21 protein-coding genes and 1 tRNA gene are annotated in these 21970 nt (G+C 71.4%); 13 read left to right on the top strand and 9 right to left on the bottom strand.

Annotated features, from left to right (window positions below; all coding sequences use genetic code 11):
• Positions 1-43 precede the first annotated feature (43 nt).
• Positions 44-670, bottom strand: a complete 627-nt coding sequence (locus NE235_RS22395) for an acyl-CoA-like ligand-binding transcription factor (RefSeq protein WP_252806097.1) — start codon at positions 668-670, stop codon at positions 44-46.
• A 98-nt stretch (positions 671-768) separates the two neighbouring features.
• Here NE235_RS22395 and NE235_RS22390 point away from each other — a divergent pair, with 98 nt between their 5' ends.
• Both NE235_RS22390 and NE235_RS22385 read left to right on the top strand, forming a co-directional pair.
• The gene (locus NE235_RS22390) at positions 769-1548 is read left to right on the top strand and encodes an SDR family oxidoreductase (protein ID WP_252806095.1); all 780 of its coding nucleotides are present in this window, start codon (positions 769-771) and stop codon (positions 1546-1548) included.
• Between the two features lie 94 nt (positions 1549-1642).
• The gene (locus NE235_RS22385; RefSeq protein WP_252806093.1) at positions 1643-2695 is read left to right on the top strand and encodes an NAD(P)H-dependent amine dehydrogenase family protein; all 1053 of its coding nucleotides are present in this window, start codon (positions 1643-1645) and stop codon (positions 2693-2695) included.
• A 45-nt stretch (positions 2696-2740) separates the two neighbouring features.
• On the opposite strand, the gene NE235_RS22380 is transcribed toward NE235_RS22385, so the two are convergent.
• The gene (locus tag NE235_RS22380) at positions 2741-3667 is read right to left on the bottom strand and encodes a questin oxidase family protein (protein WP_252806091.1); all 927 of its coding nucleotides are present in this window, start codon (positions 3665-3667) and stop codon (positions 2741-2743) included.
• 278 nt (positions 3668-3945) lie between these two features.
• On the opposite strand from NE235_RS22380, the gene NE235_RS22375 reads away from it, so the two are divergent.
• Positions 3946-5106 carry an FAD-dependent monooxygenase gene (locus tag NE235_RS22375; RefSeq protein WP_252806089.1) on the top strand — a complete coding sequence of 387 codons (1161 nt, stop codon included), beginning with the start codon at positions 3946-3948 and terminating at the stop codon, positions 5104-5106.
• Positions 5107-5301: 195 nt separating this feature from the next.
• On the opposite strand, the gene NE235_RS22370 is transcribed toward NE235_RS22375, so the two are convergent.
• On the bottom strand, positions 5302-5952 hold the full coding sequence (locus tag NE235_RS22370) for an O-methyltransferase (RefSeq protein WP_252806087.1): 651 nt from the start codon (positions 5950-5952) through the stop codon (positions 5302-5304).
• A 71-nt stretch (positions 5953-6023) separates the two neighbouring features.
• Here NE235_RS22370 and NE235_RS22365 point away from each other — a divergent pair, with 71 nt between their 5' ends.
• Complete coding sequence (locus tag NE235_RS22365) at positions 6024-6704, top strand: TetR/AcrR family transcriptional regulator (protein ID WP_252806085.1); 681 nt, start codon at positions 6024-6026, stop codon at positions 6702-6704.
• Between the two features lie 26 nt (positions 6705-6730).
• Here the strand turns inward: NE235_RS22365 and NE235_RS22360 are convergent, their stop codons facing one another.
• The 4 genes from NE235_RS22360 to NE235_RS22345 all read right to left on the bottom strand — a co-directional run bounded on the left by NE235_RS22360 (position 6731) and on the right by NE235_RS22345 (position 10584).
• On the bottom strand, positions 6731-8239 hold the full coding sequence (locus NE235_RS22360) for a P-loop ATPase, Sll1717 family (RefSeq protein ID WP_252806083.1): 1509 nt from the start codon (positions 8237-8239) through the stop codon (positions 6731-6733).
• A gap of 65 nt (positions 8240-8304) precedes the next feature.
• Positions 8305-8550 carry a hypothetical protein gene (locus NE235_RS22355; protein WP_252806081.1) on the bottom strand — a complete coding sequence of 82 codons (246 nt, stop codon included), beginning with the start codon at positions 8548-8550 and terminating at the stop codon, positions 8305-8307.
• A 129-nt stretch (positions 8551-8679) separates the two neighbouring features.
• Positions 8680-9222: an NUDIX hydrolase gene (locus NE235_RS22350; RefSeq protein WP_252806079.1), complete on the bottom strand. Its 543-nt coding sequence runs from the start codon at positions 9220-9222 to the stop codon at positions 8680-8682.
• A gap of 54 nt (positions 9223-9276) precedes the next feature.
• Positions 9277-10584: a zinc-dependent metalloprotease gene (locus tag NE235_RS22345; protein ID WP_252806077.1), complete on the bottom strand. Its 1308-nt coding sequence runs from the start codon at positions 10582-10584 to the stop codon at positions 9277-9279.
• An 89-nt stretch (positions 10585-10673) separates the two neighbouring features.
• Here NE235_RS22345 and NE235_RS22340 point away from each other — a divergent pair, with 89 nt between their 5' ends.
• The 4 genes from NE235_RS22340 to NE235_RS22325 all read left to right on the top strand — a co-directional run bounded on the left by NE235_RS22340 (position 10674) and on the right by NE235_RS22325 (position 13762).
• Complete coding sequence (locus NE235_RS22340; protein WP_252806069.1) at positions 10674-11759, top strand: NAD-dependent epimerase/dehydratase family protein; 1086 nt, start codon at positions 10674-10676, stop codon at positions 11757-11759.
• A gap of 255 nt (positions 11760-12014) precedes the next feature.
• Positions 12015-12437, top strand: a complete 423-nt coding sequence (locus tag NE235_RS22335; RefSeq protein WP_252806067.1) for a molybdenum cofactor biosynthesis protein MoaE — start codon at positions 12015-12017, stop codon at positions 12435-12437.
• Positions 12438-12495: 58 nt separating this feature from the next.
• Positions 12496-12687, top strand: a complete 192-nt coding sequence (locus NE235_RS22330; protein ID WP_252806065.1) for a hypothetical protein — start codon at positions 12496-12498, stop codon at positions 12685-12687.
• A 10-nt stretch (positions 12688-12697) separates the two neighbouring features.
• Positions 12698-13762, top strand: coding sequence for a YlbL family protein (locus NE235_RS22325; RefSeq protein ID WP_252806062.1), 1065 nt, complete (start codon positions 12698-12700; stop codon positions 13760-13762).
• 7 nt (positions 13763-13769) lie between these two features.
• Here the strand turns inward: NE235_RS22325 and NE235_RS22320 are convergent, their stop codons facing one another.
• Positions 13770-14270: a PPA1309 family protein gene (locus NE235_RS22320; protein ID WP_252806061.1), complete on the bottom strand. Its 501-nt coding sequence runs from the start codon at positions 14268-14270 to the stop codon at positions 13770-13772.
• Positions 14271-14388: 118 nt separating this feature from the next.
• Here NE235_RS22320 and NE235_RS22315 point away from each other — a divergent pair, with 118 nt between their 5' ends.
• From NE235_RS22315 to NE235_RS22300, 4 genes are all read left to right on the top strand, one after another.
• Entirely contained in the window at positions 14389-17322 is a 2934-nt protein-coding gene (locus NE235_RS22315; RefSeq protein WP_252806059.1) for a UPF0182 family membrane protein, read from the top strand.
• Between the two features lie 51 nt (positions 17323-17373).
• Positions 17374-17450: transfer RNA gene (locus tag NE235_RS22310), tRNA-Met, on the top strand.
• Positions 17451-17584: 134 nt separating this feature from the next.
• Entirely contained in the window at positions 17585-18418 is an 834-nt protein-coding gene (locus tag NE235_RS22305) for a class I SAM-dependent methyltransferase (RefSeq protein ID WP_252806057.1), read from the top strand.
• A 29-nt stretch (positions 18419-18447) separates the two neighbouring features.
• Positions 18448-18807, top strand: coding sequence for a DUF488 domain-containing protein (locus NE235_RS22300; protein ID WP_252806055.1), 360 nt, complete (start codon positions 18448-18450; stop codon positions 18805-18807).
• 46 nt (positions 18808-18853) lie between these two features.
• On the opposite strand, the gene NE235_RS22295 is transcribed toward NE235_RS22300, so the two are convergent.
• Positions 18854-20293 carry a glycoside hydrolase family 28 protein gene (locus NE235_RS22295; RefSeq protein WP_252806053.1) on the bottom strand — a complete coding sequence of 480 codons (1440 nt, stop codon included), beginning with the start codon at positions 20291-20293 and terminating at the stop codon, positions 18854-18856.
• A gap of 426 nt (positions 20294-20719) precedes the next feature.
• Here NE235_RS22295 and NE235_RS22290 point away from each other — a divergent pair, with 426 nt between their 5' ends.
• Complete coding sequence (locus NE235_RS22290) at positions 20720-21718, top strand: LacI family DNA-binding transcriptional regulator (RefSeq protein WP_252806051.1); 999 nt, start codon at positions 20720-20722, stop codon at positions 21716-21718.
• The last annotated feature ends 252 nt before the right edge of the window (positions 21719-21970 follow it).

Raw genomic sequence — 21970 nt, 5'->3', positions numbered from 1 at the left:
CACCGGTGTCTCACGGGCGGCGCGGGCTGTCGAATGGCGGGGATCAGGGAACGGGCAGGCCGGCCCAGAGCCGGTCGAACACCTCGCTCAGCAACCGGCGGACGGGAGCGGACCCGTCGGTGCGCATCCAGTGGTCGATGGCGACCGTGGCGGCCGTGCCGGTCACCGCGGCGACGAGGGTCGGGTAGACGTCGCGGGTCACGTCCGTCCCGGTCCGCTCGGCGATGGCCTTGGCCAGCTCCCGCTGGGCGATCATGTTCGCCTTGAGGAACTCGCCCTGGACGTCGGGCTCGGTGAGCATGAGACGGACTCCGTCGACCCACTCCCGGCGGGGCGGCCGCCCGCCTCCGGCGCTCTCCGGAGCGAACCGCGCCGCGACGACCTGGGCGATCGCCTCCCGCAGGGGCTCGTCCGCCGGGCGGGCCCGCAGGTCGTCCGCGGCGCCGAGCATCCGGTCGAGGTGGCGGGCGACGACGGCCTCCGCCTTGCTGGAGAAGTAGTTGCGGAACGTGCGGACGGAGACGTTCGCCTCGGCGGCGATGTCCTCGACCGTCACGGCGTCCCACCCGCGCTCGACGCTCAGGCGGATCGTCGCCCAGCTCAGTGCCGTGCGGGTCTCCCGCTTTTTCCTCTCGCGCAGGCCCAGGGGAGCCTCTTCGCCATCGACCATGACACAACCGTATCCAATCTTGCCAGAAAAGAAAAGATGCCGATCCAGCAAGATTTTAAGCATTGAAACGCGTTCTCGTTTCTGCTTACGCTCGCTGCATGATCCTCGATCGTTTCCGACTGACCGACCGGGCCGCGATCGTGACCGGCGCCGGGCGCGGGATCGGGGCGGCCACCGCGGTCGCCCTCGCCCAGGCGGGCGCCGACGTGCTCGTCTCCGCTCGCAGCGAGGACCAGCTCGGCAAGGTCGCCCGCGAGATCGAGGGCGCCGGGCGGCGGGCGGTCGTCGTGCCCGCCGACCTGACCGACCTGACGGCCGCCGCCGGGCTGGCCGCCGCGGCGGCGGAGACCTTCGGCCGGATCGACGTGGTGGTCAACAACGTCGGTGGCACGTTACCGCGGGCGTTCCTCGACACGACCGACGAGTTCCTGGCCGAGGCCTTCCACTTCAACGTGGGGATCGCGCACGCCCTGACCCGCGCGGCCGTGCCCCACATGACCCGCGGCGCCGTCGTCAACATCTCCTCGGTCATGGGCCGCGTCACCGGCCGCGGCTTCCTCGCGTACGGCACGACCAAGGCGGCACTGGCGCACTACACCCGCATGGCGGCCCGTGACCTCGCACCCCGGATCCGCGTCAACGCCATCGCCGCCGGCGCGGTCGCCACGTCCGCGCTGGAGATCGTGACCGGCGACGACGAGCTGCGGACGGCCGTGGAGGACAACACCCCGCTCCGCCGCATCGGTGACCCCGAGGACATCGCCGCGGCCGTGATCTACCTCGCCTCGCCCGCGGGCGCGTTCGTCACCGGCCGCGTCCTCGAGGTCGACGGCGGCACCGACCAGCCCACCCTGGACCTCGGCCTGCCCGACGTGTGACCCGCCTGCGCCGGTGCGTCGCTCTTGCTCACTCGTTCCAGCGCTGCTTACGATCTTGTTTGCCTCCGGTCCGCCTTCGACGAGAGAGGCCCGCATGACGTATCGCGTGGTGCTGTGGGGAACCGGGAACGTCGGCCGCAACGCGCTGATCGGCATCACCGCGCGTCCCGACCTCGAACTCGCCGGCGTCTGGGTCTCCAACCCCGCCAAAGTGGGCAAGGACGCCGGCGAGCTCGCCGGGATCGGCCCGCTCGGCGTGACCGCCGTGAACGACGCCGACGCCGTCCTCGGGCTCCGCCCCGACTGCGTCGTCTACACCTCCATGGCCGACGTACGCCTCGGCGAGGCCCTGGAGGACCTGCAGCGGATCCTGCGCGCGGGCGTCAACGTCGTCTCCTCCAGCCCCGTCTTCCTGCAGTTCCCCGACGAGGCGATGGGCTCGCCGATCCGGCAGGCCGCCCTCGACGGCGGCGTCTCGATCTGGGTGAACGGCGTCGACCCCGGCTTCGCCAACGACTGGCTGCCGCTGACCGTCACGAGCATCAGCGAGCGCATCACCGAGGTCCGCTGCCTGGAGATCCTCAACTACGCGACGTACGACCAGGGCACCGTGCTGTTCGACATCATGGGCTTCGGCCGCCCCATCGACGACGTGCCGATGCTGCTCCAGCCGGGCGTGCTGTCCCTCGCCTGGGGCAGCGTCGTCCGCCAGCTCGCCGCCGGGCTCGACGTCGAACTCGACGGCCTGGAGGAGTGGCACACCCGCCTGCCCGCCCCCGACACGTTCGACGTGAAGGCCGGCCGGATCGAGAAGGGCACTGCCGCCGCGCTGCGCTTCGAACTGCGCGGCATGCGCGACGGCCGCCCGGTCGTCGTGCTCGAACACGTCACCCGGCTGCGCGACGACCTCGCCCCCGACTGGCCGCGACCGGTCGGCCAGGGCTGCTACCGCGTCGAGGTGCGCGGCGAGCCGAACTACACCGTGGACCTGCAGCTCCTCGGCACCGACGGCGACCACAACACCGCCGGTCTCAAGGCCACGGCGATGCGCCTGGTGAACGCCGTCCCGACCGTCGTCCAGGCCGCCCCGGGCCTGCTCACCGCCCTCGACCTGCCGTTGATCAGCGGCCGCGGCCTGGTCGTCTGACGACGACCGAGCCCGTCTTCGCAACAGCTGTGGTGCCGGATGTCGTCAGAGTTCGTCGATCAGGCCGGTTGCGCGGATCACCGCGGCGAGCGCGTCGGGGTCGCCCGTGCGTCCGTGGACGTCGAGACAGGTGTCGGCGAGCTTGATGACGTGTTCGTCCCCGTGGCGGACGGCACGGGCGAACACCTCGTCCGGTGAGTCTGGGGCGGCGGGCAGGGTGCGCAGAACGGCCATCGGTGCGGTCGCGGCGTGCACCAGCATCACGGCCGACCCGTGCGCGTTCGGCAGATAGTGCGTGGCCGCGGCGGCTGTCAGATCGGCCAGGAGGTTCCGTGCCTGTGCCGCGTCGGTGGCGGGTCTCAGCGCGGTGAGCGCGGTCGGCCAGCCGCCGAGGCCGGTGAGCTGGTCGAGCCGATGGTTGATGCCCGCGCTCTGGTCGGGAACGCGCGAGACGGCGGCGAGAGCGGACGCCGGGTCGGCGGTCCCCGAAGGCGCGGTGAACGGGACCTGCTGCCAGCGTGCGGCCCAGTAACCGAGGGCTTGGCCGAGCTCGGCCAGGCGCGGCCCGTCCTCCTGATCCAGCAGGGCGTGAACCGCGTGGCCGGTGCGGATCACCCCGTGGGTGGCGCCGGCCGCGATGCCCGGCAGCAGCCGTGGCCACCACGTTCCCAGCACGACCCGCCAGGGTCGCTCGGTCATCTCACGTGCGAAGAATGCCAGCCAATCACCGAGACGGTGGGGGTCCCCCAGCGCCGTGCGCCAGTCGTCGGAGGTGATGGGCGAGGTGCCGCGGGGCAGCTCATCGAGCCGACGCATGTAGCCGTCCAGCCAACGGTGAACCTGGCGCGCGTGTCCGCGCCTGATCATGGATTCCACCGCCATGGGGCCGTGATTGCTCAGCCAGCCTTCGAACTCCGGTCCGGTCCGATGCAGCCGTTCGTAGGCCTCATCGAGCGTGCCATCGATGTCCATGTGACCTGACGCTAACCACGCGCCGACTCGCGATCATCGGTCCAGGTGCCGAGATCCCTTCATTCGTTGGTCCTAGGCAGTGTCGTCACTACGGCTTGATGGGACTACGGCCCCAGTGACCAGCAGGAGCCCCGCGATCGTCGAGCGCGGTGACGATCAACGGCCAGTTCGCATGGCTCTTCCATGACGCCTCTTGCTCGATCCCTCGTCTGCGCAAAGGATGACCTGAGCTACTGACAGTCCGGTACGGATCAGTCGGGCGGGGACGGAGACACGGGATGACATCGGTTCTGATCGCCGGCGGAGGCGTCGGCGGACTGACGGCGGCACTGGCCCTGCACAAGGCCGGATTCGAGGTGGCCGTGTACGAGGCGCACCCGGTCGCCGACGCGGACATCGGCGCGTTCCTCACCCTGGCCCGCAACGGGATGCTCGCGCTGGCCCAGCTCGACGCCGCCCGCCCGGTGGCCGAGGCCGGGTTCCCGCTCACGACGTTGCGCCTGACCGACGCCACGGGAGCCGAGATCGCCGTCCGGCCGATGGGCGACCACGGCGACCCGCTGACCCGGTACCGCTGCCTGCTCCGCGCGGAGCTCTGCGCGGTCCTGCGGGAGGAGGCGCTGCGCCGGGGCATCCGCATCCGTCACGGGAAACGACTGGTCGCCGCGGCCGAGGACGCCACCGGCGTCACGGCCCGGTTCGGCGACGGCGGCACCGCCCGCCGCGACCTGCTCATCGGCGCGGACGGGCTGAACTCCACCCTGCGGACGCTGATCGACCCGGTCGCCGCCCCACCCCGCTACGCCGGTCAGCGCGTCTTCTACGGATACACCGCCGAGGGGCCGCGCCCGGAGCGTCCGGGGACCTTCGAGATGGTACGGGGGAGCGCGACCGCGTTCGGCTACGCGGTGTCGCCCACCGGATCGACCTTCTGGTTCGCACGGGTCGCGGATGACGAGCTGTCCACCGAGGAGATCGCGGCGGGGACGGCTGCGCGATGGAAGGCGGGACTCCTCCCGCTGCTCCGCCGGGACGCCACTCCGGCGGCGGACATCGTCGCGGCGACCGGTGACCGGCTCATGGCCACCAACGCCCACGACCTGCCGGCCGTCCCCCGCTGGCACACCAGCAGAATGCTGATCATCGGCGACGCCGCACATGCCGCGTCCCCTGCGACGGGCCAGGGTGCCTCGATGGCGATGGAGGACGCGGTCGTCCTGGCCAAGGCGCTACGCGATACGGACACCATCGAGGCGGCGCTGGAGGCGTACGAACGGCTACGACGGCCGCGAACGAACGCCAACATCGCCGCCAGCGCCCGCATGACCAGCGCGAGACCATCACCCACCGGCTCCGTCGGCGGCGGAGCCGCGTCCCGCCCGCCCGATGACGACGACCTGCCGCGCCTACTGGCCTGGATTTCCCGCCTCCCGACCTGACCCGGCGACCGATCGTCGCCGTGGACTCGTTGCCGTCGATGGTGACGAACGATGACCGGTTCGCCGGGAGTGTGACGTCACGGCCGGCGTCATGGTGGCTCATCGACCCGGCGTCCGGAGGTCGCCGAGAGCGGGCGGAACCCTGAACAGGTCATCCCGCCCGCCCTCGCACCCTGGTTGCTCCGTGCCGCCTTCTCAGAGGCGGCAGCTGATCTCCATGCCGTCTTCGATCGGGAAGGAGACGCTCTGGTAGCCGTTCGCCGGGTCACGGACGTAGTCGAGGTAGGGGCGCAGGTCGCTCATGGTGATGTCGTCGGCGACGACGAGCGTGCCCGGCCGCAGGCGGGGCTCGAGGAGCCGCAGCACCGGCAGGCACAGGTCCTTCCACCCGTCCAGCAGGACGAACTCCGGGTCGCCGTCGACCTTGGGGAGGGTCTCGCGGGCGTCTCCCTCCAGCACCGTGATCAGGTCGTCCAGGCCCGCGTCGGCGAAGGTGCGGCGTGCTGCGGCGATCTTGTCCTTGCTGAGCTCCGTGGTGAAGACCCTTCCCGTGCCGTTGTCCCGTACGGCGGCGGCCAGGTAGAGCGTGGAGATCCCGAAGGACATGCCGAACTCGACGACCGTGGCCGGCCGGACGGCCCGGACCAGGTTGTAGAGCAACGTCCCGCCCGCGGCCGAGATCGGGATGTAGATCTCCGCGGCGGCGTCCGCCTGCTCCTGGGGTGACAGCGACGCGAAGCCCGCGCCGAGACGGGCGAGTGCGGCCTCGTCCTGCTCGGCTCGCCCGAACATCAGCTTGAGGGCCGCATCGACGCGGGGATCGGCCAGCGTGTTGGTGAATGCCATGACCGCTAGAGTAGACGCAACGTTGTGTCTCGTCTACGTCGATGTGCATTAGTCTGACCGAGGGAGGCGAGATGGCAGCGGCGACACGAGCGGCGGATGACCGCGGCACCCTGGGATCGGAGCGGCGTCACCACGGCAACCGGCATGGCCGGAGCGAACAGGCCCGGCAGGCGATCTTGCACGCGGCCGACGACCTGCTCGTCGAGAAGGGCTTCGCCGGTGTCACCATGGAGGGCATCGCCGCGAGAGCCGGCGTCGCCAAGCAGACCATCTACCGCTGGTGGAGGACCAAGACCGACGTCCTCATGGACGCCCTGCTCGAAGACGCGTCCGAGGACCTGACGCCGCCCGATTCCGGGGATCTCGCCGTCGACCTGCGGGACCATCTGCGCCGGCTGGCCTGGTTCCTCAGCGCGTCCGACCCCGGCGCCGTCCTCCGGGCTCTGCTCGCCCAGGCACAACAGGATCCCGCGTTCGCCCAGGAGTTCCGCTCCAGGTACCTCGACGCGCAACGCCGCCGCGACCGCATGCCCCTGGAACGCGCCGTGGAACGAGGGCGACTCCCGGCCGACCTCGACCTGGCGGCCGAGACGGACCAGTTGGTGGGCCCCCTCTACTATCGCGTGCTCGTCACCGGCGAGCCCGTCGGTCACGATTTCACCGACAGGCTCGTCGACGCCTTCCTCCACCGCCACGGCCAGGCCGGCGCGGCGCGCTCCTCCCACGGCGGGGAGCGCCTCGGGGCTCAGTAGCGGAGGTCGGCGAGTCCATCGTCCTCCTAACCGATTCGCATGCCGAGGTAGGCGCGGAACATCGGGTGCACCTGGAAGCGCTGCACCGCCGCGAGGTTCAGGTGCTGCACCTGGTGGACGCCGATGAACCCCTCCCGGCCGTCGCCCGCCGGGGCCGCGTCCCCGACGGGCCGGGCGGTGAGGAAGCCCGTCTGCCAGAGGACCTCGATCAGGCCGTCCGGGTCGCGGGCGGGCAGCCACGAGGACGTGCCGTTCGTCGGAACGTCGCCGAGGACCAGCTCCAGGCAGAGCAGCTGGAGGTCCTCCCGGTCGAACGTGTGGTCCCGGCCGCGGAACACCTCGAACACGCCGAGCAGGCCGGGGTACTGGAAGCGGTACTCCGCGGCGATGTCCTTCGTCCGCTCCTCCGAGTAGCCGCGCTCGGCCGGCCGGAGCATCTCGAACGGCAGCGGAAGGGCCGGTGCACGGTCCCGCGCGACCTCCAGCACGGTCGTGCAGAACTCGATGATCTCGCGCGGCCGGTAGAGGGTGCGGTCGGCGACGTAGCGGAACGACCCGTCCACGGGCCCGCCGGGAACCGGGGCGAACACGGCGTTCCAGCACGTCAGGTCGTCGGCGCGGTCGAGGACCTGGGCGTCGTAGCCCATCTCGCGCGCGGAGTACCGGATGCGCTTGGCGATGAGTTCGAGGAGGGAGTCCTCGCTCCACCGGATCGTCTCCAGCAGGTCCCGGTACTTCTGCGCGTCCTCGTACAGCGCGGGGATGTCGTCGTACAGCTCCCGCCGCAGGGAGACGCACACGGTCAGGTTCGGGTGCAGGTTGTTGACGGACACGCAGGCCTGGAACAGCCCGGCCACGAACGCCTTGGCGTCCTCGGAGGAGTCCCAGCCCCGGTCGAGCTCGTCCACGACGATCGTGACGCGCTGCCGGTCGAGGACCTTCTGGAGGGCGGGCAGCAGGGAGTGGATCTCCTCCAGGTTGTAGAGCCGGTCGAGCTCCCGCGTCTTCGCGCCCGCCTCGATCGGGCCGAGCTTGATGTTCTCCAGCCGCTTGAGGTACGAGATGAGGAGGGAGATCCGGCCCATCTGCACGTTGGCGTGGTTCTTGCGGAGGTACGCGTTGATGTCGGCGCCCGCGCCCTTCGCGAGCCGCATGCCCTTCCGGGCGACCTCCTTCATGACCAAGACGTAGAGCAGGTACTTCCAGGCGGCGGCGTACGCGCCGTGCTTCGCCCAGGCCCCGGCGTTCTCGGCGGCCATCGTGGAGCTGAGCAGCTCGTACGAGTAGTCCTCCGGGGACAGCTCGATCACGCGGTTCCCGGCGGTGCGCTCGCGTTTGGCGAGCACCTGGAAGATGGCGCTCTTGCCGGATCCGCGGTTGCCGAGGAGCACTGTCTTGGCGCCCGAGTGGACGCGGTTGTAGGTCGCCGACTCGACGAAGCACTTCTCCAGGCCGCGCCCGATGTCACGCTCGGCGGACGGCGCGCCGAAGTCGAGACCATCGAGGATCTTGGAGGACAGGATCAACCGCGCCATGACTCCTCCACCACCCGAGGGGGATCATCAGAGATCCTGTCACGGTCGGCCGCGCTGTGGGTGATCTACCTCTCGTTCTCGCGCCTGAACTCGTCGTCGAGCCGCATGAGGAGGCGGCGCTCGTGGTCCGGCAGATGCTCATAGGCGGTGATCCGCTCGGGTGACAGCCCCTGGCGCCGGGCCTCGTTCGGCCACAGGGCGTCGAAGATCTCGGGGGATGACCACGTGCCGGCCCCCGCGTAGATCAGGCAGTGCTGGAGGGAGCGCAGCAGCCTCCGCAGCAGCGAACTCTGGACGTCGTCTTCTCGCATGCGGGCCCTCCGGTCACGATCCCGCACCGGATCGTTCCGCGACGTCCTCTCCGGCGGGTCGAGAGCCGCTGGACTCCGGCTCGACGGGCCGGGCACGTACGGGGACGCACGCCCGGCGGTACGACCGGCTCAGGAACCGGTCTCGAGCCGGCGGGCGCGATCGACCAGGCGGCGCACGACCTCGTCGGTGTCCTCGGGGAGGCCGTCGGCGGGGAACCAGCGCAGGTCGGCGGACTCCTCACTGAGCCGCTCCCGGGCGCCGGCCGGGGCGACGGCGACGTACTGGACGTCCAGGTGGTACGAACCGCCGTGGCACCAGACGCGGTGCCGGTCGAGGTGGAGCGGCCCGGGCAGCAGGCGCAGGCCGTCGATGCCGGACTCCTCGGTCGCCTCGCGCAGCGCCGCGCCCGCGAGCGTGGCGTCGTGCGGTTCGCAGTGACCGCCGAGCTGCAGCCACATCCCCGCCTTCGGATGCAGCGTGAGGAGCACCCGTTCCCCGGCGGAGTCGAGGACGACCGCGCTGGCCGTCAGGTGGCCGGGCACGCATTCGCGCAACATGGCGTTCTCGTGCGCCGACAGGTGCGCGAGGAAGTCGCGGCGCAGCAGGTCCTGCTCGGCGTCGGGCGCCGTCCAGTCCGACAGCGCCCGTACGGCGTCGGCGTGCAGCGTCATGGTCACCTCACGGGCGCGGCCGGGCCGGCGCCGTCTCGTTCAGAGAGGGGAGCGTCAGTCGCGGGGGCCCGGCTCACCGCCGGACCCACCGTCGCCGGACTCGTCCTCCGGCTCGGTGAACTGGGAGATGTCCAGGTCGTCGGCCTTGCCCTCGACGAACGCCTGGGGGTGGTCCAGGTCGTCGGCGGTGGGCAGGAGGTCCGGGTGCGCCCAGAGCGCGTCGCGCCCCTCGTTGCCGCGCGCCTCGCCCAGGGCGGACCACAGGGCGGCGGCCTCCCGCAGCCGCCGGGGCCGAAGTTCGAGGCCGACGAGCGTGGCAAAGGTGCGCTCGGCGGGACCCCCGGTGGCACGGCGGCGGCGCACGGCCTCCCCGAGCTTGCCCGCGGACGGCAGCCGTCCCTCGGCGGCGGCCGCGACGACGGTGCCGACCCAGCCCTCGACCAGGGCCAGCGCGGTCTCGAGCCGGGCCAGCGCGGCCTTCTGCTGCGGGGTCTCCTCCGGAGTGAGTGAGATCTCGCCGCCGAGGACCTCCTGCAGGGCCGCCGGGTTGGTCAGGTCCGCTCCGGAGATGGCCTCTTCGATCTTCGACAGGTCCACGGTGATGCCGCGCGCGTAGTCCTCGACCGCACCGAGCAGGTGGGCGCGCAGCCACGGGACGTGCCCGAACAGCCGCTGATGGGCGGCCTCGCGCAGCGCAAGGTAGACGCGCACCTCATCGGCGCCGACCTCCAGGCCCTCGCCGAACGCGGCGACCCCGGCGGGCAGCAGCGCGCCGACGCCCTCAGGGGCCAGCGGCAGCCCGACATCGGCGGAGCCGACGACCTCGAGCGCCAGCGTGCCCAGCGCCTGCCCGGCCTGCCCGCCGACCATGGCGCCCGACATCTGCCGCATCATCCCGACGAGCGGGCCGGCGACGGCCTTCATCTCCTCGGGCATCGCCTCACCCATGGAGTCGACCATCCGCGCGGCGATCGGGTCGCACACCTTTGACCAGACCGGCAGGGTGTTCTCGATCCACTCCGACCGGCTCCACGCCTGCGGGCTGCGGATCCCCGCGGGGAGCGTCGTCGCCTCGTCCAGCCACAGATCGGCCAGCCGCAGCGCCTCGACGACCGCCCGGCGCTCGGCGTCGACCACCGAGGGGTCGCCGCGCTCGACCACGGTGTGCCGGGCGATGTCCTTGGCCAGATCCCAGTTCAGCGGGCCGGAGCTCGCGGACTGGCCGGCCAGCATGTCGGCGAACTGGTGCAGCATGGCGGCGAAATCCTGCATGCCGCCCGGCCCGAAGGGGTTCTCGTCACCGGGCTTGTTCTCGTCACCGGGCTCGTCCGGGCGGTTGAACCCGAAGGGGATGTCGCTCACAGGCTCGACCTCAGGCAGGATGAATAGGTCACAACCTTCACGTTAGCCGGTCGACGGCCGGGGGCGTGCGTTAGGAGGACTCACTCGACTTGAGTACACGAGAGGTTCGCCCACGGCGTAGCACGGGGCCGGTCGTCGCCGTCACGGGGGCGGCGGACGGCATCGGACGTGCCCTGGTCGCCCGGCTGGCGGACTCGGGGGACATCAAGAAGGTCGTCGGCCTCGACGACCATCGCGGGGACGTGTCGGGGATCACCTGGCGCGTGGTCGACGTCCGCGACCCGCAGCTCACCAACCGCATCTCCGACGTGGACGTGATCGTCCACCTCGACATGGACCTGTCCCCGGACACCGATCACCGGGAGCGGCGCGCGTACAACGTCCGCGGCGCGCAGACCGTGATCACCGCCGCGGCGGCGGTCCGCGTCCGCCGGGTGATCGTCATGACCAGCGCGATGGTGTACGGCGCGCAGGCGGACAACCCGGTGCCCCTCCCGGAGGACGCCCCGCTCGCGGCCGAGCCCGACGACGGCATCGTGGGCGACTTCCTGGAGATCGAGGAACTGGCGGCGATGGCGCCGGTGGCGCATCCCGGCATGACCGTGACCGTGCTGCGGCCCGCCGCGCTGGTCGGTCCCGGGATCGACACCGTGGTGACCCGTCACTTCGAGGCGCCGCGGCTGCTCACGGTGAAGGGCTGCGAGCCGCGCTGGCAGTTCTGCCACATCGACGACCTGGTCAGCGCACTCGAACTGGCGGTCACCGGGGAGATCTCCGGCCGCGTCGCGGTCGGCAGCGAGGGCTGGCTCGAGCAGGACGAGGTCGAGCAGATCACGGGACGGCGGCGCTTCGAGCTGCCGGCCGTGATCACGTTCGGCACCGCGCAGCGGCTACACCGCATCGGCGTGACGCCGGCGCCGGCCACCGACCTGCACTATGTGGTCTATCCCTGGGTCGCCGACTGCGCGACGCTGCGCCAGGTGGGCTGGAAACCGGCGCACGACAACGCCGAGGCGCTGGCCGCGCTGCTGGAGGAGGTCTCCGGGCGGCACGCCGTGGTCGGCCGCAGGCTGGCCCGGAAGGAGGCCACGATGGCCACGGCCGCAGGCGCGACCGTCGCCGTCATCGGCACCGCCGCGATCGTACGGCGCGCCCGGCGCAAGCGCCGCAGTTAGGCCCGGGTCCGGCCGCCCCGGCGCGGTCCGGAACGTTTCAGCCATGCTCGGCGTGATCCGGGTGCGGGCGGGAACGCTTCCGCCAGGCTTGACCGGGTCCGGGTCCGGGTGCGGGCGGGAACGCTTCCCGCCTCCGTACGTGCGAGGTTCAAAGCGGCCTGCCCTCGCGGATGCGACCCGCAGGGCCGTGTACGCCTCTCATTCTCGGCTCGTACCGGCCGGAGGGGCCGTCCTGCCAGCGGGTACCGTTCGTCCGTGGACGTGATCCGGCTGGCCGAAATCCGTGAGACCGCGCTCTCGGTGGACGAGGTGCTCGCCGCCGTCGCCGATCCCGGGGCGGGCGGTACGGCGCTGTTCGTCGGCACCGTGCGCGACGAGGATCACCGGCGCGCGGTGACACGGCTGTCGTACTCCGCGCATCCGACCGCCGTCGAGACGCTGCGCACGGTCCTGGAGAAGGTCGCCGCGGAGTTCCCCGTGCGCGCGATCGCGGCGGTGCACCGCGTCGGCGACCTGGAGATCGGCGATCTCGCCGTCGTCGTGGCCGCCGCCTGCCCGCACCGCGCGGAGGCGTTCGCCGCCTGCCGGACGCTGATCGACGACCTGAAGGCCCAGGTTCCCATCTGGAAGCACCAGCGCTTCACGGACGGGGACGAAGAATGGGTGGGCGCGAACTGACCTGCGGAGGAGCGCACAGGTTACCCTGGGTGTAACGCTTCGTACCGAGGTGACGCGCATGTCCATCCTGGCGTGGTGGGCCATCCCGGTGGCCGTGGCTCTGCTGACGGGGGCCCTGATGACCCTGCGGGGACGCAGGCCGCGAGTGCGGGGGTCGTTCGAGGAGGTCGAGCACTTCCAGCGATTCCGTGCCGCCCTGGAGCGGCCACGTCGCAAGACCCGGGGACGGCGGCCGCGCTCGACCGCGTAGGCTTCCGGGCATGTCCCGCCGTGCTGCCACCCTGGTCGTCGCGAGCTGCCTGATCCTCCTGCTGGGCTTGGCCGCGGCGCTCATGCCCGTGCCGTACGTCGCGCTCCGGCCTGGTCCGACGTCGGACACGCTGGGCAAATTGGGCAAGGCCCCGCTGATTCAGATCACCGGCGCGCCGACCTACCCGACCGACGGGCATCTCAACTTCGTCACGGTGGCCTACCAGGGCGGTCCGGGGAACCGGATCGACCTGTTCACCGCGCTGCGCGGCTGGCTCGATCCGGATGTCGCGATCGTCCCCGAAGAGACGATCTTCCCGAAGAACGTCTCCACCAAGAAGGTGGAGCAGGAGAACACCCAGGAGATGTCGGACTCCCAGGAGTCCGCCACCGCCGCCGCGATGAACGAGCTGCACAGGCCGGTCACCGTCGCGGTGCTGGTCGACTCCGTCCAGAAGGGCCTGCCGTCGGACGGCAAACTGCGGCCCGGCGACCAGATCACCGCGATCGACGGCAAGCCGATCAAGGACATCTCCGGCGTCACCGCGGGCGTCGGCGCGCACAAGCCCGGCGACACGGTCACCTTCACCGTCAAGCGGGACGGCAAGGAGACCCAGGTGCCGGTGAAGACGGTCGTCTCGCCGGACAAGACCGGCGGCAAGGCCGGCAAGGCGATCGTCGGCGTGATCCTCAAGGAGAAGTACCAGTTCCCCGTCACCGTCAAGATCAGCGTCGGTGACATCGGCGGCCCCAGCGCCGGGCTGATGTTCTCCCTTGGGATCTACGACAAGCTGACGCCGGAGGACGTCACGGGCGGCCGGTTCATCGCGGGCACCGGGACGATCACACCGGAGGGCCAGGTCGGCCCCATCGGCGGCATCCAGCAGAAGATGGTCGCCGCGCGGAAGGCCGGGGCCACGATCTTCCTCACCCCCGCGCAGAACTGCGCCGACGCCGTCGCCGCCAAGCCCAAGGGCCTGCGGCTGGTCCGTGTCGACACCATGCACGGCGCCCTGCAGGCCCTGACCGCCATCCGGACCGGTCAGGGCGGCGTCCCCGCCTGCCCCGCCGCCTGAACACCTTCTAACCGAGCGTCGAGGCCAGCGCGTCGGTCAGGTGCGGGACCAGCTCGGCCCCGGTGAGCACCTCGTCGTCGTTGTCGTGGCCGCGCAGCCGCATGGCGGAGTAGCGGGAACCGTCGCGCAGCACGCCCACGACGAGGCGAACGTCCTCCCGCTCGGGATGCCGGGCCGCCCAGCCCGCCGGGTCCTCGTCCGGCGCGTCGTCCTCGGCGCCCTCCGGCAGCAGGATCCGTTCGAGGATCAGCGCGCAGCCGGTGACCTGGCCGGGCCACTCGATGCCGTGCAGAACGTCCTCGATCGGCCGGTCGAGGGGCAGGTCGGGCTGTTCGAGGGCGGCGATGCCGTCGGGCTCGTCCGGCACGCCGAGCTGCCGGGCGAGCTCCGGCTCGGTGCGGTTCAGCTCCGGGGCCTCCACCAGGGCGTACAGCCGGGGCGGGGCGTCCCAGCCGGCGGCGGCCGCGTGACGCTCGAGGTCGCGCACGACCTCTTCCAATCGGGTCATTCGCTCATCTTTTCATCGTCGCCGGACACCATCACGCCACAGGTGTCCGGGCGCTCTCGGGAACCCGGGCGAAGGTCGGTAAGTTGCCCTCAGAGAAACCCGGCGAAGGGGAGTGGCCGTGTCCTTCCGAAGCCCCGGCTCTTTCGGCCGGATCCGCGTGGGCCGATCACGGCTGCTGGCGCGCGTCATCGTGATCCTGGCCGTCCTGGTGGCGCTCTTCTTCGCGTTCACCGCCATCTGGACCGACGTGCTGTGGTACCGCTCCGCCGGGTTCTCCTCGGTCTACACCAGGCAGCTCACCACGCGCGCGACGTTGTTCCTGTGCGCCGGTCTCCTGATGGTCCTCGTCCTCGGCGTCAACCTCGTCGTCGCCTACCGCCTGCGCCCGCCGTACCGGCCGTCCTCGGTCGAGCAGCAGGGGCTGGACCGCTACCGCGCCGCGTTGGACCCGCACCGCCGGCTGCTGGTCGCCGGGGTGCTGACGCTGGCGGGCCTGCTGGCCGGGTCCTCGGCGGCCGGGCGGTGGCGCACCTGGCTCGCGTTTGTGAACCGGCAGCCGTTCCACGTCAAGGACCCGCAGTTCCACAAGGACATCTCGTTCTTCGTCTTCACGTACCCCCTGCTGCGGCTGGTGCTCGGGTTCCTGTTCGCGGCGGTCATCCTGTCCTTCCTCGCCGCGCTGGTCGTGCACTACCTGTACGGCGGGATCCGGCTCCAGGGACCGGGGGAGCGGGTCGGGCCGGCGGCGCGCGCGCATCTGTCCGTGCTGTTCGGCGTCTTCGTGCTCCTGAAGGCGGTCGCGTACTGGTTCGACCGGTGGGGCCTGGCCGACTCTCACCGCGGGGTCGTCACCGGCCCGTCGTACACCGACGTCAACGCCGTGCTGCCCGCCAAGACGATCCTCGCGGTGATCGCGCTGATCTGCGCGCTGATGTTCTTCGCCACGCTCGTACGGCGCGGCGCGATGCTGCCCGGCATGGCGTTCGGCCTGCTGGTGCTGTCGGCCATCCTCATCGGCGGCGTCTACCCGCTGCTGATCCAGACCTTCCAGGTCAAGCCGAACGAGGTCGACAAGGAGGCCCGGTACATCGGCCGCACCATCGCGGCCACCCGCCAGGCGTACGGCGTGGCGGGCACCCAGGTCACCGACTACGTGCCCAACACCAAGCTGTCGCCGGAGCAGGCCAAGCAGGAGACCGCCACGCTCCCCAACGTGCGCCTGCTCGACCCCGCCGTCGTCTCGCCGACGTACCAGCAGCTCCAGCAGATCAAGGGGTGGTACAAATTCCCCAATCCGCTGGACATCGACCGGTACCCCGCCGACGGCGGCACGCTGCGCGACACCGTCGTCGCCGTACGGGAGATGGCGGGCCCGCCGCCCGGCCAGGGCAACTGGATCAACAGCCATCTCGTCTACACGCACGGGTACGGCTTCGTCGCCGCCCCGGGCAATCAGGTCGACGCCCAGGGCGCGCCGGTCTTCACCGAGAAGGACATCCCTCCGACCGGGTCGCTGAACATCACCGAGCCGCGCGTCTACTTCGGTGAACGCTCGCCCGGTTACTCCATCGTCGGGGGCACCGATCGGCGGGAGGTCGACTACCCCGACGACAAGAGCCCCAGCGGGCAGGCCAACACCGCCTACGACGGCAAGGGCGGCGTCCCGATCGGCTCGCTGTTCACCCGGACGCTGTACGCCCTGCGGTTCAAGGAGAAGAACCTGCTGCTGTCCGGGGCGATCAATTCACGCTCGCGGATCCTGTACGACCGGACCCCGCGCGAGCGCGTGCAAAAGGCCGCTCCCTGGCTGAAGGTCGACGGCAACTCCTATCCGGCGGTCGTCGACCACCGGATCGTGTGGATCGTCGACGGCTACACCACCGCCGCGAACTACCCCTACTCCGAGGGCACGAGCCTGGCCGACGCCACGCGGGACACCAACACCGAGAGCCGGGTGTCGGTCGCGGCCCAGGCCGGGGACCGCATCAACTACATGCGCAACTCGGTGAAGGCGACGGTCGACGCCTACGACGGCACCGTCACCCTCTACGCCTGGGACGAGAACGATCCGGTGCTGAAGACCTGGACGAAGGCGTTTCCCGGCACCGTACGCCCGCGGTCGGCGATCCCGAACGACCTTCTGGCGCACCTGCGGTACCCGGAGGACCTGTTCAAGGTGCAGCGCCGCATCCTCGCCCGCTACCACGTCGAGAACCCGCAGGCCTTCTACGGCGGCGGTGACTTCTGGCAGATCCCCGACGACCCGACCGGCGAGGGCACGGTCGAGCCGCCGTACTACCTGAGCGTCAAGATGCCGGGCCAGAGCGCCCCGGGCTTCTCACTGACCTCGACGTTCACGCCGAAGGGCAAGGTCACGAACCTGACCGCCTTCATGGCCGTGGACAGCGTGCCGACGAGCCCGACGTACGGCCGGATCCGCGTCCTCCAGGTGCCGCGCAGCCAGGTGACGCCGGGACCGGAGCAGGTGCAGAACACCTTCGAGAACAACCCGACCGTGTCCCAGCAGCTCACCCTGCTCCGCGGCCCCGGGTCCCGGACGGTCAGCGGCAACCTGCTCACGTTGCCCTTCGGCGGCGGATTCCTGTACGTCGAGCCGATCTACCTGCAGGCCAACTCCGGAGGCGGCTCGTATCCGCTGCTGAAGCGGGTCCTGGTCTCATACGGCAACGACATCGGCTTCGGCGCCACCCTTCAGGACGCGCTGGGCCAGGTGCTCGGCGGCGGCGCGACGGCGACCGGCGGCCCGCCGCTGCAGGTGGGCGAGGACATCCGCGCGGCGATCGACGCGGCGAACCGCGCCTACGGCGACGCCCAGACGGCCCTGAAGAACAACGACTGGGCCGCGTACGGCGAGGCGCAGAAGCGGCTGAAGTCGGCACTGGACGAGCTGGCCAGGCTGCGGAAGCAGAGCGCCGCGCGGCCGTCGCCGACCGGGCCCGCGACGCCCCCGGCATCGGCGCCGCCGGCGGCCGCGAGCCCGCCGGCGGCCGCGAGCCCGCCGGCGGCCCCGACCCCGACACCGACCCGGTGAGCGCCGCCGATTTGCACGCGCCCCGTGTGCCCCATAGAGTTGAGCCATCGACGCGGGGTGGAGCAGCTCGGTAGCTCGCTGGGCTCATAACCCAGAGGTCGCAGGTTCAAATCCTGCCCCCGCTACCAGTGAGGCCCGGAGAGTCCGACTCTCCGGGCCTCTTTTTCATGTGGGTATTCGCGTCGGGAACCACCGGGCGCACGGCGCCGTCTCATTGCCGGTTCCCAATCAGATCTCGCCCGCCGTACGGGAGGAAGCGCGGATGCCGGATCGCACGAGGGTCGCGCTCGACGGAGTTCCGGAGACGCTGCTCTGGAACCTCTACCAGCGCGCGACCGAGGCCAGGCGACCGGACGCGGTCCTGCGCGACCCCAAGGCCGTCGAGCTGGTCGACGCCCTCGACTACCCGTTCGCGGAGCGGTTCGGCGCGGCGGCGCTGGGGCAGTGGCAGGCCCTGCGCGCCCGCTGCTTCGACGAGGAGATCCGGCGGTTCCTCGGCGATCATCCCGACGGCCAGGTGGTCGCGCTCGGCGAGGGTCTGGAGACCCAGTTCTGGCGGGTCGACAACGGCCGGGTCCGCTGGCTCACGGTCGACCTCCCGGAGACGGTCGAGCTGCGCACGCGCCTGCTGCCCGACGATCCGCCCCGGCGGCGGACCCTCGCCGGCTCGGCGCTGGACGAGGAGTGGCTCCGGCAAGCCGACCCCGCGAACGGCCTGCTCCTGTCGGCCCAGGGTCTGCTGATGTACTTCGAGCCCGACCAGGTCCACCGGCTCCTCGCCACGTGCGCGCAGCGGTTCCCCGGCGCCACGATGATCCTCGACGGGGTGCCGCCGTGGTTCAGCCGCCGCACGGCCGAGGGCCGCATGAGGACCACCCAGGGCTACCAGGCGCCGCCGATGCCCTGGGCCGTGGACGCCGCGGAGAAGGACCGCATCCGGGCCATCCCGAACATCGCCGGGCTGCGCGACCTGCGTCCGCCGCGGGGCCGCGGGCCGCTGTACGGCGCGCTGTTCCCGCTGCTGAACCGCCTCCGCCCGATCCGCGAGCTCGGCGTCACCGGCCTGCCCGTCATGGCCGTCCGCTTCGCGCGGTGAGAGCCCGCCGGGCGGGGTAGGACGGACTCGTGGCGTCGATAGCGGTCCGCCGGGTGTACGACGACGGGAAGGGCGCCGAGGGCGCGGTCTTCCTGGTCGACCGGGTATGGCCGCGCGGGGTCCGCAAAGAGGACCTCGCGCTGGACGGCTGGCTGCGCGACGTGGCCCCGTCGACGGAACTGCGCCGCTGGTTCGGGCACCGGCCCGAGCGGTTCGGCGCGTTCGCCGAGCGCTACCGCCGGGAGCTCGACGAACACCCCGAGGCCGTACGCCTGCTGCTGGAGGCCGCCCGGAAAGGGCCCGTGACGCTGCTGTACTCCGCCCGCGACACCGAGCACAACCAGGCCGTCGTCCTGCGCGACCATCTCCTGAACAGGCTCGGCGGGTAGCCGCGGCGCGGAGCGCCCGGGTCACCGGCCCCCGCCGGGAACCCGCTCAGGCGGGCGCGCCGGCCGGGGCGCCGTTCACGGTGACGTCGGTGAGGACGAGGCCCTCCACGTTCTCCACGATGTCCGCCGCCGTGGCCTCGTCGAACCGGCAGTGCGTGAGCGTGACGTCCTTGATCGGGGCGTCGGGATAGCCGCGCATGTCCAGCACGTACTGGGTCGTGCCGGCGTGCAGATTCTCGACGTGAATGCCGCCTACGTCCGGGTTGTACGGGTGGCCGGGCCCCTCGTCGTAGTAGAAGTCGACCTGGATCGCGGCGATGGACAACCGGCCGACCTCGACGTCCTTCAGGTGGACGTCGTGGATGTGGCCGCCCCGCATCGAGTTGCTCTTCAGCCGCAGGCAGCTGTTCAGGTTCGGGCTGGTCATCCGCAGGTTCCGGGCGAAGACCCCGGACACGCCGCCGGTCATCTCGCTGCCGATCGTCACGCCGCCGTGGCCGTCGCGGAACTCACAGTTCTCGACGAGGACGTTCCGGCTCGGCACGTTCACGCGGCGGCCGTCGGCGTTGCGACCCGCCTTGATCGCGATGCAGTCGTCGCCGGTGTCGAAGGTGCAGCCGGTGATCACGACGTCGGTGGAGGACTCGGGGTCGCACCCGTCGTTGTTCGGGCCGTGGCTGATCACGGTGACGTCGCGGACGAGGACGTTCCGCGACAGGACCGGGTGGATCTCCCACATCGGCGAGTTCACGATCGTCACGCCCTCGACGAGGACGTTCTCACAGCGGTACGGCTGGATGAAGTTCGGCCGCAGGCAGTGCCCGGCGCCCAGGACCCGGTCCCGTACGGGCACGCCCTGGTCGGCCCACTGCTGCAGGAGCGTCCAGTCCGGGCCCTCCTGCGGATCACCGGGCTTCCAGCCGTACTCCGGCTTGCCCTTCCACGGCCACCAGGCCGTGATGCTCGCCTGCCCGTCGAGCGTGCCGGCGCCGGTGATCGCGATGTTCCGGGCGCCGTACGCGTAGATGAAGGGCGAGTAGTTGAAGCACTCGACGCCCTGCCAGCGGGTGTAGACGGCGGGCAGGTACCGAGCCGCGTCGGTGCTGAACAGGATCGTCGCCCCTTCACTCACGTGCAGGTCGACGTGGCTGCGGAGCCTGATCGGCCCGGTCGCGTAGCGGCCGGGCGGGACGACGACCCGGTCGCCGCCGCGGCGCGCGCAGGCGCTGATCGCCGCCTCGAACGCGCGCGTGCAGTCGGTCGTGCCGTCGCCCTTCGCGCCGAAGTCGGTGATCCGGAACCGGTGGTGCGGGAAGCGCGGCGCGCGCACCCGCCGGCGGATCCGGTCGGCGGTCCGCCACGGGTCGGCGCCGGCACCCGCCGCGTCGGCGAGGGCGGGCCCGCCGAGGGCGGACGCCAGCAGCCCGCCACCGACGACGGCGCCGCTCGCGCCGAGGAAACGCCGCCGAGGCCATGATCCGCTCATTGATCCCTCCAGGGGGTCGGTCATCGGATCGTCACGTTCGCGCCGGCGTTCTCGCCGGTCCGGGGCTCGGCGGCAAGACGTCATCGAGGTCGCCGGCCGCCAAGGACGTGCGCCGGGGCGCTCCACCAGGCCGCCTCGGCGGCGGTGTTCCGCGCATGCCCGCCTCCCTGCTGCATCGGGTGACCTTCTCCGGCCGCGGTGCGCCGGTCACGCCACCGCCGACCGGGTGCCGCCACCGCGTCGGTGAGGACCCAGGGAAAACCTTTTCCGAAGGTCGCACGGGCTCCGGGGAACGTCAACCCCGGTTCCACCGTCTTTCGCGGCGGATCCCCCGCCCCGGACGGGCGGAACGTGTGGTGCAATGCCGCCATGGGCAGGGCGCAGACCGGCACGGGGGCACGGCCGCCCCGAGCAACGATCATCGACGTGGCACGGGAAGCCGGCGTTTCTCCCGCCACGGTGTCCCGCGTCCTCACGGGTTCCAAGCCTGTTTCGGCCGAGCCGGAACAACGCGTCCGTGCGGCGGTCGCGCGGCTCGGTTACCGGCCGAACCCGGCGGCGCAGGGACTGCTTCGCGGCACCACCTCCGCCGTCGGGGTCGTCGTGCCGGACCTGAGCAACCCGTACTTCGCGGAGGTGCTCAAGGGCGTCACGAACGCGGCCCAGCACGCCGACTTCCGTACGCTCGTCGCCGACACCGGGGAGAAGGCCGGGGCGGAACGCGACGCCGCCCTTGAACTCTCCCGGTGGGCCGACGGCATCGTCCTGTGCTCGCCGCGGATGAGCCAGTGGGAGCTCACCGAGCTGGCGTCCGCCGTACCACGGCTGGTCTGCGTCAACCGGCGCAGCCGGGGCAGCCGGATCCCGGCGGTCGCGGTCGACTTCGAGGCGGGAGTCGCATCGATCTGCCGCCACCTGCGCGAACTCGGTCACCGCCGGGTCGCGTACCTGCGCGGCCCCTCTCGTGCCTGGTCCGAACGCGCCCGGCAACGGGCTCTCCGCACGGCCGGCGGGCCCGATCTGGAGATCGTCCAGATCCCGTGCGGATCGAGCAGCGTCGATGGACATCGCGCCGCCGACGTGGCCCTCGCGAGCGGAGCGACGGCCGTCATGGCGTTCAGCGACTACGTCGCCCTCGGTGCCCTCGCCCGCTTCGACGAGCTCGGCGTCGCGGTACCCGAGGAGATTTCGCTCACCGGTTTCGACGACATCGCGCTCAGCCGCCTGGTCTCGCCTCGTCTGACCACGGTGACGGTCGACAAACAGGATCTCGGCCGGCGGGCCTGGCAACTGTTCATCGACAGCGGAGCCGACGGCAGGACCGGTTCGACCGTCGAGGTGATGCCGGAACTGGTCGTCCGCGGCTCGACCGCCGCACCGACCGCAGCGGGGAGCATCGAACGCGAGATCGTCCACGAACGGTGACGTCCTGGAATCGCATTTCGCGTCCTCGCCCGTCGGCGCGGGTGGAGTCTCTGGCGTCTCGAATAAACCCTTCTGGCCGGCGCGTACGGGACGACGCGGCGCTGATTTGACGGGGTTTCCGGGGCGACGTAATGTTCTCTTCGCCCCCGAGGGAGCGGGACGCCGGAAGGCGGCCGACCTGGGGGAAATCCACACCAAGTGGCTTGGTTCGGACAGTGTCCGGAGCGGGCTAGCATGGTGTGGTCGCCCCGA

The sequence above is a fragment of the Actinoallomurus spadix genome (assembly GCF_024055725.1).
GTDB classification, from domain to species: Bacteria; Actinomycetota; Actinomycetes; order Streptosporangiales; family Streptosporangiaceae; genus Actinoallomurus; species Actinoallomurus spadix.
The sequence above is the reverse complement of the archived record's forward strand: the minus strand, read 5'-3'. Positions and strand labels throughout refer to the sequence as shown.

Excerpts from the sequence above, each read along its gene's own strand:
- NE235_RS22395 (WP_252806097.1), bottom strand. The coding sequence starts at position 670 with ATGGTCGATGGCGAAGAGGCTCCCCTGGGCCTGCGCGAGAGGAAAAAG.
- NE235_RS22390 (WP_252806095.1), top strand. The coding sequence starts at position 769 with ATGATCCTCGATCGTTTCCGACTGACCGACCGGGCCGCGATCGTGACC.
- NE235_RS22385 (WP_252806093.1), top strand. The coding sequence starts at position 1,643 with ATGACGTATCGCGTGGTGCTGTGGGGAACCGGGAACGTCGGCCGCAAC.
- NE235_RS22380 (WP_252806091.1), bottom strand. The coding sequence starts at position 3,667 with ATGGACATCGATGGCACGCTCGATGAGGCCTACGAACGGCTGCATCGG.
- NE235_RS22375 (WP_252806089.1), top strand. The coding sequence starts at position 3,946 with ATGACATCGGTTCTGATCGCCGGCGGAGGCGTCGGCGGACTGACGGCG.
- NE235_RS22370 (WP_252806087.1), bottom strand. The coding sequence starts at position 5,952 with ATGGCATTCACCAACACGCTGGCCGATCCCCGCGTCGATGCGGCCCTC.
- NE235_RS22365 (WP_252806085.1), top strand. The coding sequence starts at position 6,024 with ATGGCAGCGGCGACACGAGCGGCGGATGACCGCGGCACCCTGGGATCG.
- NE235_RS22360 (WP_252806083.1), bottom strand. The coding sequence starts at position 8,239 with ATGGCGCGGTTGATCCTGTCCTCCAAGATCCTCGATGGTCTCGACTTC.
- NE235_RS22355 (WP_252806081.1), bottom strand. The coding sequence starts at position 8,550 with ATGCGAGAAGACGACGTCCAGAGTTCGCTGCTGCGGAGGCTGCTGCGC.
- NE235_RS22350 (WP_252806079.1), bottom strand. The coding sequence starts at position 9,222 with ATGACGCTGCACGCCGACGCCGTACGGGCGCTGTCGGACTGGACGGCG.
- NE235_RS22330 (WP_252806065.1), top strand. The coding sequence starts at position 12,496 with ATGTCCATCCTGGCGTGGTGGGCCATCCCGGTGGCCGTGGCTCTGCTG.
- NE235_RS22325 (WP_252806062.1), top strand. The coding sequence starts at position 12,698 with ATGTCCCGCCGTGCTGCCACCCTGGTCGTCGCGAGCTGCCTGATCCTC.
- NE235_RS22320 (WP_252806061.1), bottom strand. The coding sequence starts at position 14,270 with ATGACCCGATTGGAAGAGGTCGTGCGCGACCTCGAGCGTCACGCGGCC.
- NE235_RS22305 (WP_252806057.1), top strand. The coding sequence starts at position 17,585 with ATGCCGGATCGCACGAGGGTCGCGCTCGACGGAGTTCCGGAGACGCTG.
- NE235_RS22295 (WP_252806053.1), bottom strand. The coding sequence starts at position 20,293 with ATGAGCGGATCATGGCCTCGGCGGCGTTTCCTCGGCGCGAGCGGCGCC.